We start from the raw sequence: 17,905 nt of genomic DNA on the forward strand, positions 1-17,905 counted from the left end.
CCGATACAATACGGAGAGGCGCAGCGATGCGCTCGGCGGCCGCACGCCGGCCGAGTTCCGCGCCGCGCTGGGAAGGGCCGCGTAACGGTCCAAGAAATCGTCCGCAGTCCCGAGTAAATTCCGGATCGCACTTTCCGCTAAGGCTCTCAACCGGAAAGTGCATCCCATTCCAAGCCTTAATTCCGGAACACAGTTTCCGGACAAGGCGTAAAGCGGAAAGTGTATCCCAGTCTGAGCGCCGATTCCGGGACGCACTTTCCGAAACCCTGCCCATCTGGAAAGCCCGTCCCACGCTCAATACATCCAGCGGATGCAGGAGAGCGTGTCTTCCAGGACGGCCTCGTCATCGGGGTGATGGAAAATGTCGCCCCACACGCTTGCCACGGTTGCTCCCGCGAGTGTCAAGAAAAAGCCTCGAGGATTTCGAGGCTTGCGCTTCTGTATTATTTCGCACGCACGACGGCGATAGACCTACTCGCCCAGCACGGCCTTCTTGGCGGCTGCCGCCATGTTGTCCAGATCTTCCTTGGTCGGATGGTCCTTCGCGGCAACCCAGTTGTCGAGCAGCAACTTAGCGCGGGCGTTGTCGGGATCTTGCTCGAGCATGGCCTCGTAGCGCTGCTTGACCGCAGGGCCCATCTTGCCCTGGCACATCGCCCAACCTACAAGCTCGGCATCATTGGCCAAATTGGAGGTCACGCAATCGATAATCTGCTGATAATAGCTCTGGTCGGCGCCAAAACCGCAGGTGCCAAACAAGAAGACGCGCTTGCCGTACAAGGTGGAGAGCAACGCCGCGACCGAAGGCGTGCACGCGCCCTTGTCACACCAAAAACCGACGAGCACCGTGTCGGCCGCGCAGGCGCCCTGCGCCTCGAGCGCAACCTGATCTGCATCCGCATCGTCGCTCAACGCCGCGGCATGGACAAACTCAACACCCGCAGCCTGCAGAGCGCGCTTGATCGCGCCCGAAACCATCCTGGTATTACCGCTCTTGCTGTTAACCACCAAAGAGCACGTCATAGTCACGTTGCCTCGTTTCCCCCAAAACTAAAGCCACTAATGCAATTTATTAGATGAATATCTTAGTACCAACGTGACAGATGTAAACCACCTGCCGCTAATCGGTGGCCCCTACTGGGCAAACTGGCTGCGGTAAAGATCGGCATAGAAGCCGTCTGCCGCCAGCAGCTCGTCGTGTGTGCCGCGCTCGATAATCTCGCCGTCGCGCATCACCAGAATGCAGTCGGCGTTGCGAATGGTGCTCAGGCGGTGCGCCACCACAAAGCTTGTGCGACCGGCCATGAGCTCGTCGAATGCCGCCTGTACCTGCAGCTCGGTGCGGGTATCGATGCTCGAGGTCGCCTCGTCCAGCAGCAAGATCGCCGGGTCGGTGAGCATGACGCGCGCGATGCACAGCAGCTGTTTTTGACCCTGGCTAAACGTGCCGCCGTCCTCGCCAATCACCGTGTCGTAGCCCTGCGGCAGCTGCACGATAAACTTGTGCGCATGCGCGCGCTTGGAAGCTTCGATAACCTGCTCGCGCGTGGCATCGGGACAGCCGTAGGCTATGTTATCTGCCACCGTGCCCTCGAACAGCCACGTATCCTGCAACACCATGCCAAAGGCACGGCGCAGGCTTGCGCGCGTGTAGTCACGCGAGGAACGGCCATCGACCGCAATGCGGCCGGCATCGATATCATAAAAACGCAGCAGCAAATTGATGAGCGTTGTCTTGCCACAGCCCGTAGGGCCGACCAGGGCAAAGCGCATGCCGGGCTTGGCCTCGATGCAGATATCCTGCAGCAGCTTGCGGTCGGACACGTAGCTAAAGTCCACATGCTCAAAGGCGACCTCGCCCTGCGGTGCGGCAAGCTCTATAGCGTCCGACGCGTCGGGCTCCTGCTCGCGCGCATCGAGCAGCGCAAACATGCGGCGCGCCGAGGCATACGCCGCCTGGATCTGCGTAATAACGTTGGTGACCTCGTTGAACGGCTTGGTGTACTGGTTAGCATAGGACAGAAAGATCTGCACGCCGCCCACCGTAAGCGCCGCCGGCACGCCCGTGATCACGCCCACGCAGCCGATCACAGCGACCACGGCATAGATGATGTTATTGATAAAGCGCGTGCCGGGGTTGGAGAGCGAACCCATAAACTGCGCGCGCTCGCCCGCGGTGTAGAGCTCGACATTGAGGGCATCGAAGCTCGCTTGCGCGTTGGAGCCATAGGCAAAGGCGTCGACAAGCTTCTGCTCGCCCACGTATTCCTCGATATGACCACCGAGCTGGCCTTGGATGCGCTGCTGTGCCGTAAAGCTCTTGTTGGAGAGCTTGGCAATAGCACCGGCTGCAAAAATGGAAAGCGGCGTGACGAGCACCACCACGAGCGTCATGGTCAGGTTGATGGAAAGCATAAACGCGAGCGTGCCCACGATGGTGATAACGCCGGTGAAAAGCTGGGTAAAGCCCTGCAGCAGGCCATCGCCCACCTGATCGACGTCGTTAACCACGCGGCCCATAAGGTCGCCGTGGGCATGGCTGTCGATAAAGCTGAGCGGCATGCGGCTGAGCTTGTCGCTCGCCTCCACGCGCATGTCGCGCACCGTCTCGTAGGACAGGCGGTTGACGCAGTAGCCCTGCAGCCACTGGAAAGCCGCAGCACCTACGACGACAATCGCGAGCTTGGTGACAAGCGGCAGCAGCGCGTCGAAGTCCACCTGCCCGGCGGCGACGATCAGGTCGATGCCCTCGCCGACGAGGATGGGCGTGTAGAGCTGCAAGATCACCGAAGCGGCGGCACTCACAAACGACGCTACAAACGAAATGAGGTGCGGACGAACATAGCCCAGCAGGCGGCGAGTTACCGCGCCCACGGGATAGCGCTCGGGGTCGCCGGGCTGGCGCGGACCGTCGCCCAGGTCGTTGAGGTTATCGTTGCCGGACACGTTGGCCGTCATCGTGGCGACCGAACCGGAGGAAGTGTACGGATTCATTTAGCAGCCCTCCTTTGCGCAGACGAATGCGGGGGCGGTCGGGGCGCCTGGGACGGGCGCGGGGCTTGGAGCGGGCGTGGGCGCCGCACCCCCCTGCTGACCCTCGAGCTCCTCGCGGCGAAGCTGCGACTGGCAAATCTCGCGGTAGAGCTGGCAGCTTGCATACAGCTCATCGTGCGTGCCCAAGCCCGCGACCGAGCCGTGGTCGAGTACGCAAATCACGTCCGCATCGCGAACAGTCGAGACACGTTGGCTCACGATGACAGTCGTCAGCGGCAGCCCGCCCTCGGCGGCACCGCGCACGCTGCGCTCGCGAATGGCATGACGAAGCGCCGCGTCGGTCTTAAAGTCAAGCGCCGACGCGGAGTCATCCATAATCAGAACCTGCGGCGAGCCCACTAAGGCACGCGCGATAGTCAGGCGCTGACGCTGGCCACCGCTGAAGTTCTTACCGCCCGCCTCGACCGGGGCGTCGAGCCCCTGCGGCTTGTTGCGCACAAACTCGCTGGCCTGCGCCATATCGAGCGCCGCCCACAGCTCCTCGTCGGTTGCCGCCTCGTCGCGCCAGGTCAAGTTGCTGCGGATGGTGCCGCTCACCAGCGACGCGCGCTGCGGAACGGTCGCGACCACACGGCGCAGCTGGTCGAGCGGCCAGGTGCGCACGTCGGCACCCATCACGCTCACGCTGCCGGTGCTCGCATCGTACAGGCGTGGGATAAGCGAGACGAGTGTGGACTTGCCGCTACCCGTGCCGCCGATAATGCCGAGCGTTTTGCCCGCCGGCAGTTCCAGGGTCACATCGTTGACGGCGTTGACAGCGCCGGCGCCAAACGAAAAGCTCGCATGGTCAAAGCTCAGTGCGGGAACCGGAACAGCGCCACCCGCCAGTTCGCTCGGCTTGGGCAGCGCGACCGGCTGGTTGCCCTCGTCGGTGATGCTCGGCTCACAATTGAACACCTCGTTGATGCGCGACGCGCTGGCGCTCGCCTTGGTAAAGACCACGACCAGGTTGGCGACGTACACGATGGAGGTGAGCGTCTGCGTCATGTAGTTCACAAACGCCATAACCTGGCCCTGCGTAAGCTCGCCCACGTTGACCTGGATGCCGCCCACCCACAGGATGGCGCACACGCCTAGGTTCATCACCAAAAACGTGACGGGGTTAAGAATCGACGAGAGCTTGCCCACCGCGATGGCAACATGCGCCTGCTCATCGGCGGCTAGGGCAAAGCGCTCGCGCTCGTGATCCTCGCGCACAAAGGCGCGGACCACACGGGCGCCCGAAAGCCCCTCGCGGCAGACAAGCGCGATGCGGTCGAGCTTTGCCTGCAGCTGCTTGTAGTACGGAATGCAGCGCGCCATGACAAACCAAAACACCAAGCCGATGGCGGGCGTGCAAATCAAAAAGATCACGCCGAGCTTAAGGTCGATGGCAAGGGCCGCGCACATGGAGCCCACCGCCAGGAAGGGCCAGCGGATGAGCATGCGCACGCCCAGCGCCACGGCAAGCTGCACCTGGTTGACGTCGTTGGTGATGCGCGTGATGAGCGACGGCGTGCCAAAGCGATCGAGTTCGGCATAGCTCAGCTTATTGATGTGCTGGTAGAGTGCGCCGCGGATGTCGGTGCCCATGCCCTGCGAGGTGAGCGCCGCCATCTTTTGGCAGACGAGCGTAAACGAGATGCCGATCACAGCCATGGCGGCGAGCACCATACCGTAGTGGACGACGGCGTTGACATCGCGTGCGCCAATACCCTTATCGATCATCTGGGCAATCACGAGCGGCGTAAGCAGGTCAAAAATCACTTCGATCAACTTACACGCAGGGCCAATCACCATATACCGGCGAAACTTACCACCAAAACGCCTGAGCAGCTCAATCATAAAAAGGCGCTCCCTATCATCATCTCTCTTCAATCTGATTCATGATAGTACGGCGAGCCCTGGAGATGCGTAAGCAACTCGTTACAGATGTAAGGGCGACGGTCACTAGCGCCCAAGGCATGTAGCAGCCGATGTTTTGGCAACGCCAGCGAGCGGCGCTAAGCACGGGATTGAATTGTTCAGATAAATGCGCCCTCTACGGGTGATTTTTGGACGAAGTGGTCCCGGTGCCGGCGGGCTGTTTGGTAGTCGAGCGATCCCGCAGGCAAAGCCGAGGACCAGCGAGACACCAAACAGCCCGCCGGCACCGGGACCACTTCGCGGCACCAAAAAGCGCCCGTGCGCTCGATGGATTCGGATGCCCGACAGAGGCTCCTTATGGCTGCTTCCTTCCGGACCTGACCAGATTCGGAACATGTCGTCATCCGAACCCATCGAGCGCGCTTGGCGCTCGGTATATCTTACCCGCTCCTGCCCGATGGGGCAAGGTAGCTAATTTGGGACGGGGCCAAAAAGACTACTTTTGAGTTGCGGTGGAATAGTTCCTGCTTTACGGCCCAAGGCCAAAAACAGGAACTATTCCACCGCAACTTATTGAGACTTGCCTGGATAAACTTAAATACGGCCGAGGTCGTAGGCTCGAGCGGCTGCCTCGCCGGCACAGATGAGGTTAGTTGTGGCTTCCTGGGGGTCGAGCGCTTGGTCAAGGGGCATGGGTCTGCGGCAGACCGGCAGAACCAAGTCGATACCCTGTCCATACACCGCATCCAGGTTGTCGGCACGACCGCCCACGACGGCGACCACCGGCTTGCTATATCGCTTTGCACGACGGGCCACGCCCACCGGCGCCTTACCGGCGGCGGATTGCTCGTCCATATTGCCCTCGCCCGTTATGACCAGGTCGGCATCGCGAACGCACTCGTCAAACCCAATCAAATCGAGCACCGTCTCCACGCCCGAGCGCAGCTCCGCACCGAGCGCCAGCAGCGCGGCACCCAAGCCGCCGGCGGCACCGGCACCGGGCACACCAAGCACCGAGCCAAATGACCGTGCACCCTCGGGCGCGCGCAGAAGCTTCTGGGCTCGCATCTCGAAAATCGCCGCATCGAGCAGACGACCGTAGCCGACCATCCAGCCGTCGTACCCGCGCAGCGCCTCGACGTCACCCGTCGGCAGGCCTTTCTGCCCGCCAAACACCGTCAGGGCGCCTCGGCGCCCCACGAGTGGGTTCTCGACATCGGAGAGCACCACGACACGCACGCCGCCCAGTACCTCAAGCGCCGACGCCAAATCAACGCTCGATACCTGCTCAAGGCCCGCAAGACCGGGGGCGACATCGCAGCCCTGATCATCGACCACGCGCGCGCCCAGCGCCTGCAGCATACCGGCGCCGCCATCGTTGGTAGCGCTGCCGCCCAAGCCAATATAGATAGTCTTTGCCCCAGCACGGACCGCGCGAAGCATGAGCTCGCCCACGCCATAGGTTGTGGCCGCCAACGCCGCCGATTCCGTGCAGGGCGAATACCCGATGCCCGCCGCCTCGGCCATCTCAACTACAGCCGACTCGTGCTCGCCGTCCACCAGCATCCGTGCAGACACGCGGTCGCCCAAGGGGCCTGCAACCTCGCAGGTCACAAGCTCGCCGCCGCGCGCGGCGACGGCATCGAGCGTTCCCTCGCCACCATCTGCCAGCGGCAATGTGCACACATCGGCATCGGGCCAAGCGCGGCGTACACCCTCGACAACCGCCGACTCCGCCTGTGCACTCGAAAAACTGCCCTTAAAGGAATCGATCGCCAGCAGCACACGGCGGGGCCGGCGGCACGCGACACCAAAATCGACCGCCTCAACGGCAATATCTTCGGCACACGTGAGTGCCTTGGCATGAGCGACATGCGCCTCAAGATCGGCCCCACAACCGCAGACAGCACCATCGGTGTCACGCAGCCCACTAAAATAGCCGCTCAACACCTCACGACACTCGTCTGCCAGCACGCCGGCGGTCACATTAAACCGATGGTTCAGGCGCGAATCGGCATTGAGGTCATACAGCGAGCCCACCGCGCCCGCCTTGGCATCGGCCGCACCATACACGCAACGCCCCACGCGCGCGTTAACCATAAGCCCCGCGCACATGCAGCAGGGTTCGAGCGTCACGTAGACCGTACAATCGGAAAGGCGCCAACGCCCAAGCGTCTGAGCGGCGGCGCACAGGGCCAAAAACTCGGCATGTGCCGAAGGGTCCTGGTCGAGCTCACGGCGATTATGCGCCCTCGCGACAATCTCGCCCGCACGCACCACCACAGCACCAATCGGCACCTCGCCCACTGTCGCAGCGGCACGCGCCTCCGCCAGCGCCTCGCGCATGAACTTCTCGTCGATTTCGGTGATCGTCATCGTTCGCCTTCCCTGTTGCAAATTCAAAACGATGCTATCATTACGACTCACGGAGAGATGGCAGAGCGGTTGAATGCGGCGGTCTTGAAAACCGTTGAGCGCGAGAGCGTTCCGGGGGTTCGAATCCCCCTCTCTCCGCCACCTTAGTGATTCACCGGCGTCATGGTGCGCTCAAACAGCGCATCGACCACGTCGGCCATCTCGGGTCGACGCTCAAGATCGTGGCCCGATTCCCACCAATTTGTGAACACTCGAATAATGCCACCGGCGATAAATTCCGATGTCGTCTCGAGCGAAACGGGCGCCAGGGCGTCTTCGGCAAGCGACCGCATCACGCGCTCACGGATGGAACGCGCGATGCGGTCGCAAATCATGCCGGTCAGCATGCCCGACATGCTGCTCGCCAAAAGGTTATCCATGAGCTGCTCATGCGCCAGTACCATATTCATGGCATCGTCAAAGACCTCATGGCGAAGCGCCTGTACATCCACAAGCGGCTCCGCGTCCGCTGCGTCGGTCTGGTTTTGCGGCAAGCCCGTCATAAGCTCATCGATATAGAAGGCAAAATAATCGTTTTTATCGCGAAAATGCTTATAGAACGTCGTGCGGCGAATCAGGGCCCGGTCGCAAAGCATGGCAACCGTCAAATCCTCAAACCGATACTCTTCCAAAAGCTCGGTAAAGGCGTCGAACAGGGCACGATAGGTTTTCTTGATGCGAAGGTCCATCCGTATCGCCATCCTCAAGGCGTAGACAGCATTCCGTAATTTGTCGCATATCTTACACCTGTACCAACCGTTCGATATTGGCGCCCCCTCCCTGGTTGAAACAAAACGCTTACCGGAAAGTTCGGCACCGCCAAAGGTTGCGGGTATACTAGATACGTTATACCAACAACGGCCGGCGCAAAACGCCGCTGCCATTCGAAACGGAGACATCATGCTTCCCGTCATCATCGGTATCGTTGTTGTCGTTGTGATCGTCTGCGCCATCGCCGGCATCTACAACAACATGGTTACCAAGCGCAATCGTATCGATAACGCCTGGCAGAACATCGACACGCAGTTGCAGCGCCGCAACGACCTGATCCCCAACCTGGTCGAGACCGTCAAGGGCTACGCCAAGCACGAGCAGGACACGCTCGCCGCCGTGATCAACGCGCGCAACACCGCCGTAAGCGCCACCACCCCCGAGGCCAAAATGGAAGCCGACAACGTGCTGACCGGTGCACTGCGCCAGCTCTTTGCCGTGGCCGAGGCCTACCCCGACCTTAAGGCGAACACCAACTTTATGCAGCTCCAGGCTACGCTCGAGGACACCGAGAACAAGGTGAGCTACGCGCGCCAGAGCTACAACGACTGCGTGCTCAGCTACAACAACGCCATCCAGACGTTCCCGGCCGTTATCTTTGCCGGCATCTTCCAGTTTAAGGAGCGCCAGGGCTTCGAGGCCGCCGAAGCTGCCCGCCAGGCACCGACCGTCAAGTTCTAACAGATCCGCAGCGTATCCTTAATCAGGTATATGCATAAACCGTCCCGTCGAATGCATACTTCGGCTGGACGGTTGCTTTTTGCCCACAGGTACCCCAGTGGGCGGCGTGCAAATTTTGGAGTTTTCAGCATCCTGGAGCCCAAAGGAACAGGAACGGGCCCACAAAACCGCGTTGAAAACCCTGATTCTGAGCCCTCAGCACCTCAGGGATCACTCATTTTCTACAGGATGCGGCTCACGGCGCCTGACTTTCGCCCAAAATCCCGTATGCATGCGCACCCAGCTGCTGAAAACTCCCAAAAATGTACGCCCCGTCCCACCCCAGGCGAGCGGCAACCGGAAAACCGCGCACGCACCTCTTCCTGGTGCGCGGTTTTCCTACAGAACTGCGCGGGGTCACTAGGGCCAAGCTCCTTATGGAGCCCACACCCAGGCGCACTCCGCAGGACGAAAGAACCCCCGCCGCACGTAGTGCGCAGCGGGGGTTCTTTCATGTCCGAGGACGCGCCGGAAAGGAAGGTCGCCCTCGGGCCGAACATACAAGACAGCTTACGCGACGGTGTAAACCCAGTTGTGCTTATCCTCAACAGCACCAGACTGAATACCAGTCAAGGTCTCGCGAAGTTTCTTCATAACAGGGCCGATCTCGGTGCAGCCAGCCGGGAAGGTCACGGTCTCGTCGGCACCATAAACCTTGTTGTCAATCTCGCCGACCGGGGAGATAACAGCAGCGGTGCCGCACAGACCGCACTCGACAAAGGTGCCGGCCTTGACCTCGGCCCACTCGACGGGACGCTGATCAACGGTCATGCCCAGGTCCTGAGCGACCTGAACGAGCGAGCGACGGGTGATGGAGGGCAGGATCGAGTCGGTGTGCGACTGAGGAACAACGAGGGTGCCGTCCTCTTTCACGAACAGGACGTTGGCGCCACCGGTCTCCTCGACATAGGTGCGAGACTCGGAGTCAAGATACAGGTTCTCGGCATAGCCCTCGCGATGGGCCTCCATCGTGGGCTTGAGAGACATGGCGTAGTTCAGGCCGGCCTTGATGTTGCCGGTGCCATGCGGGGCTGCACGGTCATACTCGGAAACGCGCAGCTTAACGGGCTTAAGGCCGCCCTTAAAGTACGGACCGACCGGAGTCACGAGAATGCGGAACGTGTACTCAGGAGCAGGAGCCACGCCAATCACGTCACCAGAGCCAATCATAAACGGACGCACGTACAGGGTCGCACCGGAGCCGAAAGGCGGAACCCAGGCGGCGTTGGCAGAAACGACCTGCTTGACGGCCTCAACGAACTTGTCCTTGGGGAACGGGGGCATCTCGAGGCGCTGGGCAGAGTTATACATGCGCTCAGCGTTCATGTCGGGACGGAAGCAGACGATGCTGCCATCCTCGGCGGTGTAGGCCTTCAGGCCCTCAAAGACCTCCTGGCAGTAATGGAAGATGCCGCCGCACTCGGAGACATGCATGGTGTGGTCGGTGGTCAGGCCGCCCTCGTCCCACTCGCCATCCTTCCAATGAGCCTCGTAGCTGTAATCGGTCTTCATGTAGCCAAAGCCGAGGCTACCCCAATCGATATCCTTCTTCTCGACAGTCATATGTCGCTCCTTACATACACAGTTGCATACTCGCGAACCCGCACGCAAGGACCGAGGCCGACCGTGTCGCAACGTCGCACGCCCGGAGCGTAGAGCCGGACGGGACACGCGGGCAACATCGAAGCCGATGGCACGTCGATTCGCATGGACGAGATTGTACTCCCCGCGCGCGTCGGATAAAACGTTTTTCTTTAACTAAGTAAAGTATTTTCATTTGCTTCGGAATTCACCAGGGTAAATAGGCGTCCTCCAAGCCGCGGCGTCCTCCAAGCCGCGGCGTCCACTCGCCCCATGCGCCCCGCGACCGCCCTATCGATATACTCTAAGTCGAGACGATGATTGGAGCCCCCTTGGCTACTCAGAACAAACGCGAACACTTGACGGAAGACCTGCTCAAGCGGCTGTTGGCCAGTTCGAGCATCGACGCCTATCTGGACGAAGGCGAAACCGTCGACCAAACGCTTCCCTCGTACTTGCGCTGCCTCATCGACGAGCGCCGCATCAAGCGCTCGGACGTCGCACGCAACTCGGGCCTTAACCCGACCGTTGTGTACGACATCTTTGCCGGCAAAAGCCGCCCCGGCCGCGACCACGCCATCATGTTGGCACTCGGCATCGGCTGCACGCTTCGAGAGACGCAGCGCCTTCTGAGACTCGACAGCGTCGCCGAGCTTTGGTGCAAGGATCGCCGCGACGCCATCGTCATCTGGTGCATCGAACGCGGCATGAGCCGAGCGTGCACCGACGACGAGCTCTACCGCTTGGGTGAAAAAACGCTTCTGGGAACCAACCCACTCAAATAAACGCCCACGTCCGCGCGAGCCCCGCAGCTCTATCGGCTCCATACGCGATTCAGTTGCCAACTGAACAAACAGAACAATCGTTGGCATATTATTTTTGGGGCATTTGCCCAGCTACCATGAAGGGAGGACGGCTTGAACGACAACCAGCTCATGCATGCCATGAGCCTTGACGACACCTATCGCGTCGAGCAGGTGCTCGCACGCGGCGAAGACGGCATTACCGAACTCGTCACGATTGACGGAGCCGGTCCCTTCGTGCGAAAGAAGATTCGACAGGAGCTTGCCCGCCGCAATGTATGGTCGGCACTCACAGAATGCAGCTCGCCCCGCCTTCCCCGCGTCGAGGCGACCTACGAACTACCCGAGCACTTTGTTGTCGTCTACGACTTTGTGCCGGGTCGGCCGCTTTCCAAAGTTATCGAAACCGATGGGCCGTTGACGCCGGAAGAGACGACATCGCTTGGCATCGAGCTTTGCGAGGCGGCCGAGGAGCTCCACAGACACGGTATCGTCCACCGTGACATTTCCCCCAACAATATCGTGGTTGCCGCGAACGGCGCGCACCTCATCGACCTCGGTATTGCCCGCATGCGCGTCGAAGGGGCAAGCAAGGACACGACTTCCCTCGGAACTTGGGGGTTCGCCTCGCCCGAACAATACGGCTTTGCCCAGACCGATGCGCGAAGTGATGTCTACTCCATCGGACGCGTTCTTGGCTTTGCGCTTACGGGTGTCCGTCCCGATGACGAGGCTTACGAGCAGATTCTTAAGAAGAATCTTGATAATGCACCCGCGACGCTCGCCCGTGCCATCACGTGCGCCTGCTCGTTTGAGCCAAGCGCGCGGTTCCAGTCTGCAGCAGAGATGGCAGGGGCGCTCGCCGGCTTGTCTCGACCGGGAAACGACAGGGCATCTTCTGGCACAGATGGGCAGGCCGACCATGCCCAAATGGCAGCGGGTACGCATGCGCCTAAGCGCAATCCAGACAAAAGCAGGACGCGGACCTTTGGCGGCTTGTTGCTAAAACTGGCACTCGTCACCGCGATGCTTGCCGGGCTGATGGCAGTCGGCGCGATTGCCATCTCGACGTTCCACGCCGGCCGAGAAAGCAGCAACGGGCCCACGTCCCCATCGCAAGCCGGCCAGTCTGATGGCGTTTCGACATCCAAAAAAGCAAATACGGCAAGCGACGCCAGCCTCCTGTCCGCCGAGCTCTCGATCGCGGAATCAGGCTGGTCGGTTGATGGGCACGGGTACGTCCATTTTGGCATCGGCCTTAAAAACTCCGACGGCCCTGCCGCTATCGCATTTCCCACCATTAAGGTCTCCGGATACGATGCGGACGATAACCTGATCTTTACGGATGAAAAAATCTACAGCGCCATCGAGCCCGGCCAAACCGTCTACTTTGGCGATCAGACGGGAAACGGCACCGCTCCCGCGCGCGTTGAGTTCGAGGCAGTCACACCCAGCGGCGTTGCACTTGCCACCGCCACCGAAGCACCGGTGTACGAAATTTTCGATAGCACCGAATCCGCTGGGGCAGACGGTATGCAGTCATTCTTGGCAAAGCTCAAACTCCAAAGCGCTCCGAGCGGCTTTGATAAGACCCAAGTGTTCCTATCGGCTATCCTGCGCGACAAGCAGGGCAACATCGTTGCCGGCTATAACAACTTTTCCGACTGCCCCGCCGTCGGTTCCACGACCCCCGTTTCGGTCGACGTCCACAATCCGCCCCCGCACGCAAGCTGCGATATTTACGCAGCTCAGTGGTAGAACCGGAGGGCCGTTCGCCGACAGCATATCCGATTCAGTTGGCAACTGAGGAATCACAGCTCTCGTAGCCACACAATAAAATGACCAGCGCTGCCAAATGATCGCCAAAAGCGGAACAGGGTCTCAAGGCGCCCCAACGCCCTAAGCCCTTTCGATTCTTCCGAGTCGTTTCCCTTCCTAAGCGTGAGTTATATCCGACGAGCTGGCGAACGCAACCATACGATTTTTATGGAAGGCAGATATGACTTTTTGCCCAAAATGCGGAAACGAGTTACGCCCCGGCCTGCATTTTTGTCCTAAATGCGGCTCAGAGATAAACATCGCCAAATGCACTCCAGAAACCCACCGAACCGGTCCCGTCGAGCCCGTCTCCGACAATGCCACCTCTGGCGAGGCAAGTAATATCCCTCCAGTCCCCCACAATCCTACGAACAATGCCGCCGCAGACGAGCTTTCTGACAGCCTAGCAACGGCCGCAGACGCGCTTGGCGGCCTAGCAGCAAAGGCCGGAGCCATCGCGGCCGGCGCCGTGGGCGAACTCGCTAGCCGCGCAAAAGACGCCCTTGATGACGCAACAGCAGGCGCCGCTGGCAAACAGGAAGTGAACTCTACGGCGAATGATTCTCCGTCCGAATGTCGGGATGCCTCCGAGCTCGACGAGTCCTTTAAGGCACGGCTACCAAAAACAGCTCACAACACGAAAGTTATTGATTCCATCTCCCGCGAATCCTCAGCCTTGGTATCACAAGCTCGGAAAAAGCTAAGGACAAACCATGCGCCCCGGCACCCTTGGCGAATCCTTGGAATAGCCGGCATCGGCGTAGCAATAGTTGCCATCGTTACAGTCGTAGCGATCGCGCTCGGTGCAAATGGCTCAAAGAAAACCAGCGAACCCGTTCAAGACGCCCCAGGCTATCCAGTCCATCTTTCCGTAGATTGCAGCGAGAATCTCCTCTTCTCTCGCTACGACCTTGCCATCTACGTTGATTCAGAAAAAGTCGGGACCCTCGACCACGGAGCCGAAGATTCATGGGACCTCACGCTCGACAAGGGACAGCACACGCTTAGGGTCCAGAAAGCAGACGACTCAAGCGTCGACGGAAGGAAAACGTTTAAGGTCGATCAAAACGAAAAAGTCAGCTGCACCGTATATGCAAAACATGACCAGATAGAGATTAGCCTAAAAGTAAAGGCGTCAACCGATAGTGGCGACAGCACAAAGGAACCATCACGGGCAACCGAAAAGAAGAAAGAGAAAATGAAAACGGACAGTGAGCCGACCCAAAAGAAGGAGACCGAAGAAGCAGAAACGGAAGATACTGACTCTCCCGAGCAAAATGCCGAAGCCGCACAGCCCACTTCCGAACAAGATGCCGTCCTAACAACGGCCAATTGCCCCGATCTTGCGACGCTGCTCTCCTCCAGCGACATGGACGCGAGCTGGTTTGTGTCCAAGTACGCGGGCAAGACTATTGAGTTTGACGGCAATATCGCCTACCTCGCCCCGCACGCCAACTACACCACGCGCTGGGATGTTTTGATCAACGCCGGCGACTATGACCCCAACCATGCTCAAGGTCCCGAAATGCAGTACGAAAACGTCAATACCTTAGACATGGGATTTGACGACAGTCTCGATGAAATCCGAACCGGCACAAACGTACACATCAAGGCAATAGTTAAGGATTACAACGCATCGACGTGTCTGCTTCACCTGGATCCCGTCTCGATGTCGGCACGTTAAGGAGTTGATAATGGCCTACTGCCCAAACTGCGGGACAAAGCTCGTTGATGGCGATGTCTTTTGCGGAAACTGCGGAAAGCGCATCGAAGCAGCCACGGCACCTTGTGAACCCGTTTTCTCGCAAGCGCCCACCGAGGAGAGCGGGTCCCCTACAAAAGAAACGAAACCAAAATCCGGTATTACGCGCTGCCCCGCTTGCGGCGAGATTGTCGACAAGAATGCGGTCATCTGCCCGTCGTGTGGTTACGGGATCCGCGACGTGGCAGACGGCTCAATTGCGCTTCTTTCGCAGAAGCTTGACTTGATCGAGAGCAAACGACCTCAAAAACGCAAGAAGGACGAAAAAGGCACCATCTCGGCAACCGATGAGCGCAAAATCAGCCTGATTCGCAGCTGGCCCATCCCCAACAATAAAGATGACCTTATCGAGTTCGCCGCCATGGCGAGCGGCAACTGCATCGCTCCCCCCAATATGTATCGCACCGCAGAGGATGCACTCGCCGATGCATGGCGTTCCAAATTCGATCAGGCATACGCAAAGGCGGAACATCTCTTTGGTGACAGCGAGGACTTTGCGCTGATCAAGGATCTCAAAACTGACATTCAAAAGAAAACGTATATCTCTAGGCGTCGTGCCTGGATGGGTAAGTGGGGACTTTCCATTGTGGTGATGTTGGTAAATGTCGCCATCATAGCTTTTTGCCTCATCATGTCCGCTTGTTCAGGGGAGTAAATCATGGCTAATCAAAATCGCGCCGGCTTGATGGATGAAATCCGCTGTGATGAGAAGGACTATCTCATCTGGAAATGGCGACCCGCAAACAATGTGCGCCGTGAAAACGCAATCCGCTGGGGATCATCGCTCCGCGTGCGCGAGGGTTCTGTTGCCGTTTTCATCTGCCGTCGCAAGGGACAAGACGCGATCCAAGAGTTCATCGAGGGACCTTTTGATGAGGCGCTCAACACCTCCAACCTGCCCATCATCGCGAGCTTTGTCGCGGCGGCATATGGCGGCGGCACACCGTTTCAGGCAGAGGTTTACTTCATCAATCTTGCCAAGGTTGTTCAATCACGTTTTGCCGTGCGCTACTTCGATGTGTTTGACCAGCGGTTCCCCGATTTTGGAGTACCCGTTGCCGTGCGAGGGACCCTTACTTTCCAAATCGCCGATTACCGTGAATTCATCGAGCTCCACCGTCTTGATGAATTCACGCTCGAAGACTTTCAAAGTCAAGTTCGCGATGCGGTCTCGCGCAGAGTTAAATCTCTTGTCGCCAATATGCCTTCAAAACTCGGGATCCCTCTTTTACAGCTCGCTGGCCGCACCGACGACCTCTCGGAACTTGCCAACAACGACCTTTCTCCACAGCTGCGCAAGGTCTTTGGCATAGAGCTCTCGTCTTTAGACATCGCCGCCATCGACGTGGACGAGGAGAGCGACGGCTACACTCGGCTCATGGCGGTAACACGCGATGTGACCGAGGCCACCGTCCGAGCCCAAACCGAAGCCAACATCAAGAACATCCATGATATGCAGCGCGTTCAAATGGAAAACCTGCAGGAACGTCTGCGTATTGAGCGCGAGGAAGGACAATATCGCGTCCACAAGCAGACTCAGACTGCCAACTTCCCCGCCTATCAGGTGGAAGCGCAAACCACCGTTGGCGTCGCTGGCGCAGAGGCGCTCGGACATATGGGCGAAAATGGAGCTGCGGGCATCGGCCTCGGCGGCGGTGGCAACGGCGGTATGGACATGGCTGGGATCGCCGCGGGCATGGCCATAGGCGGTTCCGTCGGTCGAAACATCGCCGGCGCGATGGACAACATGATGGGCAACACTCCGGCGGGAATCTCTGGCTCCCCCGTTCCCCCGCCCATTTCGCGGCAAGATCGTTTCCACGTTGCTGTCAACGGCGCCGCAACCGGACCGTTCGACCTCATTACGCTGAGCTCCATGGTTGCCTCAAAATCGCTTGCTCCCGAATCTCTCGTTTGGCAAGAAGGCATGGCAAACTGGATGCCCGCAAAAACCGTTCCCGCAATTGCTGCGCTTTTCAATAACGGCTCCACCCCACCGCCGATTCCAGTTGATTAAGTTGCTGCGCGACGCTTGCTGCCAAGCGCATCGCGCGTCCACTTCCCCTCAAACGCAAACGGGATCCGTCGACTTCAAGCGACGGATCCCGTTTTGTTTTGGATTATGCAGCGCAACTATTACCGTGTAGGTTTTAGCGCACGGATACTATGCGGCGTTCTATTTGCCCAGCTTAGCCTTAACCAGGCCGACTACAGTCGGGATGATCGACACGGCTACGATGCCAATGATCAGCAACTCAAAGTGCTCCTGCACAAAGGGGATGCCGCCAAAGAAGTAGCCCAGCAGTGTAAAGACCGTCGACCAGGTAATGCCGCCCAGCACGTTGTAGATGACAAAGTTGCGCCAGTGCATGCCGCCCATGCCGGCAATGAAGGGCACAAAGGTGCGGATAAACGGGAAGAAGCGGCCGAGGAAGATGGCCAGGTGACCCCACTTGTCCAAGAAGTCCTCGGACTTTTTGATACGCTCGGGCGTCATGGCCTTGACCTTGCCCGAAGCGATGATCTTTTTGCCAAAGAAGTGACCGATCATAAAGTTGCACTGGTCTCCCAGGATGGCAGCGGCCCATGCTACGGCCAGCAGGGCCACGATGTTAAAGCCACCGTTATGGGCAAAGAAGCCCGAAGCAAACAGCAGTGAATCGCCGGGAAGGAACGGGAAGAACACCACGCCTGTCTCAACGAAGATAATGAGGAACACGCAGCCGTAGGCCATAAGCGGGCCGGCGGCGATCCAGCTGGCAATCGCGGTGCGCGGGTCTTTGAGTAGCTCGGCGATAAAATTGATGAAACCCATGAAGTAAAACCTCTCAGTTGTGGGCGCGGATACGTCCAAGTTGACCAGTATACGGTTGCTACGCGGGCGCGGGCCAAACCCCTCAAAAGTCTTACTTCATTACCAGCAACTGTGCATAACTGACACCTGTCACGCAAAGCTGAGTAGGACTGTGCCCTGAGCCCCTGCAGCCTCATTTGACAAATCAGACCCTGCAAATAGGGCCGCATAGGTGACGCATAATTTCTTTCGCAAATTGACAACCGCATAGCGGAACACGGCCCATACCCCGTCATATGATTTCTAGCGACTAAACAACAAATCACCGACGAAGGGGGCACG

Annotated in this window: 13 protein-coding genes, 1 tRNA gene and 1 other RNA gene; 7 read left to right on the top strand and 8 right to left on the bottom strand. The window is 59.1% G+C overall.

The window, feature by feature from the left end; genetic code table 11:
* Positions 1 to 471: 471 nt before the first annotated feature.
* From bilS to tadA, 5 genes are all read right to left on the bottom strand, one after another.
* Positions 472 to 1,023: a flavodoxin family protein BilS gene (bilS, locus tag ACTQ0H_RS08520; RefSeq protein WP_441548049.1), complete on the bottom strand. Its 552-nt coding sequence runs from the start codon at positions 1,021 to 1,023 to the stop codon at positions 472 to 474.
* A 111-nt stretch (positions 1,024 to 1,134) separates the two neighbouring features.
* Positions 1,135 to 2,994 carry an ABC transporter ATP-binding protein gene (locus ACTQ0H_RS08525; RefSeq protein WP_441548050.1) on the bottom strand — a complete coding sequence of 620 codons (1,860 nt, stop codon included), beginning with the start codon at positions 2,992 to 2,994 and terminating at the stop codon, positions 1,135 to 1,137.
* The gene (locus ACTQ0H_RS08530) at positions 2,995 to 4,878 is read right to left on the bottom strand and encodes an ABC transporter ATP-binding protein (protein ID WP_441548051.1); all 1,884 of its coding nucleotides are present in this window, start codon (positions 4,876 to 4,878) and stop codon (positions 2,995 to 2,997) included. It abuts the gene before it with no gap.
* Between the two features lie 342 nt (positions 4,879 to 5,220).
* An RNA gene (gene ffs, locus ACTQ0H_RS08535) (signal recognition particle sRNA small type) lies at positions 5,221 to 5,316 on the bottom strand.
* Between the two features lie 177 nt (positions 5,317 to 5,493).
* Positions 5,494 to 7,275, bottom strand: coding sequence for a tRNA adenosine(34) deaminase TadA (gene tadA, locus ACTQ0H_RS08540; RefSeq protein WP_441548052.1), 1,782 nt, complete (start codon positions 7,273 to 7,275; stop codon positions 5,494 to 5,496).
* A 51-nt stretch (positions 7,276 to 7,326) separates the two neighbouring features.
* Between tadA and ACTQ0H_RS08545 the strand changes: the two genes are divergently transcribed.
* Positions 7,327 to 7,416, top strand: a tRNA-Ser gene (locus ACTQ0H_RS08545).
* 2 nt (positions 7,417 to 7,418) lie between these two features.
* Here ACTQ0H_RS08545 and ACTQ0H_RS08550 read toward each other — a convergent pair.
* A complete protein-coding gene (locus ACTQ0H_RS08550; protein ID WP_441548053.1) occupies positions 7,419 to 8,003 on the bottom strand; it encodes a TetR/AcrR family transcriptional regulator in 585 nt (194 codons plus the stop codon).
* 211 nt (positions 8,004 to 8,214) lie between these two features.
* On the opposite strand from ACTQ0H_RS08550, the gene ACTQ0H_RS08555 reads away from it, so the two are divergent.
* Positions 8,215 to 8,766: a LemA family protein gene (locus tag ACTQ0H_RS08555; protein ID WP_427719860.1), complete on the top strand. Its 552-nt coding sequence runs from the start codon at positions 8,215 to 8,217 to the stop codon at positions 8,764 to 8,766.
* A gap of 549 nt (positions 8,767 to 9,315) precedes the next feature.
* On the opposite strand, the gene ACTQ0H_RS08560 is transcribed toward ACTQ0H_RS08555, so the two are convergent.
* A complete protein-coding gene (locus tag ACTQ0H_RS08560) occupies positions 9,316 to 10,368 on the bottom strand; it encodes a branched-chain amino acid aminotransferase (RefSeq protein WP_427728837.1) in 1,053 nt (350 codons plus the stop codon).
* Positions 10,369 to 10,718: 350 nt separating this feature from the next.
* Here ACTQ0H_RS08560 and ACTQ0H_RS08565 point away from each other — a divergent pair, with 350 nt between their 5' ends.
* The 5 genes from ACTQ0H_RS08565 to ACTQ0H_RS08585 all read left to right on the top strand — a co-directional run bounded on the left by ACTQ0H_RS08565 (position 10,719) and on the right by ACTQ0H_RS08585 (position 16,786).
* Positions 10,719 to 11,171: a helix-turn-helix domain-containing protein gene (locus ACTQ0H_RS08565; protein WP_138340479.1), complete on the top strand. Its 453-nt coding sequence runs from the start codon at positions 10,719 to 10,721 to the stop codon at positions 11,169 to 11,171.
* Positions 11,172 to 11,303: 132 nt separating this feature from the next.
* Positions 11,304 to 12,947 (top strand): serine/threonine-protein kinase, encoded by a 1,644-nt coding sequence (locus tag ACTQ0H_RS08570; RefSeq protein ID WP_441548054.1) that lies wholly within the window; start codon positions 11,304 to 11,306, stop codon positions 12,945 to 12,947.
* Between the two features lie 241 nt (positions 12,948 to 13,188).
* Positions 13,189 to 14,691: a DUF4839 domain-containing protein gene (locus ACTQ0H_RS08575; RefSeq protein WP_441548055.1), complete on the top strand. Its 1,503-nt coding sequence runs from the start codon at positions 13,189 to 13,191 to the stop codon at positions 14,689 to 14,691.
* Between the two features lie 10 nt (positions 14,692 to 14,701).
* Complete coding sequence (locus ACTQ0H_RS08580; protein ID WP_441548056.1) at positions 14,702 to 15,424, top strand: zinc ribbon domain-containing protein; 723 nt, start codon at positions 14,702 to 14,704, stop codon at positions 15,422 to 15,424.
* A gap of 3 nt (positions 15,425 to 15,427) precedes the next feature.
* A complete protein-coding gene (locus tag ACTQ0H_RS08585; RefSeq protein WP_441548057.1) occupies positions 15,428 to 16,786 on the top strand; it encodes an SPFH domain-containing protein in 1,359 nt (452 codons plus the stop codon).
* Between the two features lie 159 nt (positions 16,787 to 16,945).
* Here the strand turns inward: ACTQ0H_RS08585 and ACTQ0H_RS08590 are convergent, their stop codons facing one another.
* The gene (locus ACTQ0H_RS08590) at positions 16,946 to 17,584 is read right to left on the bottom strand and encodes a VTT domain-containing protein (protein ID WP_427795287.1); all 639 of its coding nucleotides are present in this window, start codon (positions 17,582 to 17,584) and stop codon (positions 16,946 to 16,948) included.
* Positions 17,585 to 17,905 lie beyond the last annotated feature (321 nt).

It is taken from the genome of Collinsella sp. LCP21S3_A3 (assembly GCF_052118905.1).
Classification (GTDB): Bacteria; Actinomycetota; Coriobacteriia; order Coriobacteriales; family Coriobacteriaceae; genus Collinsella.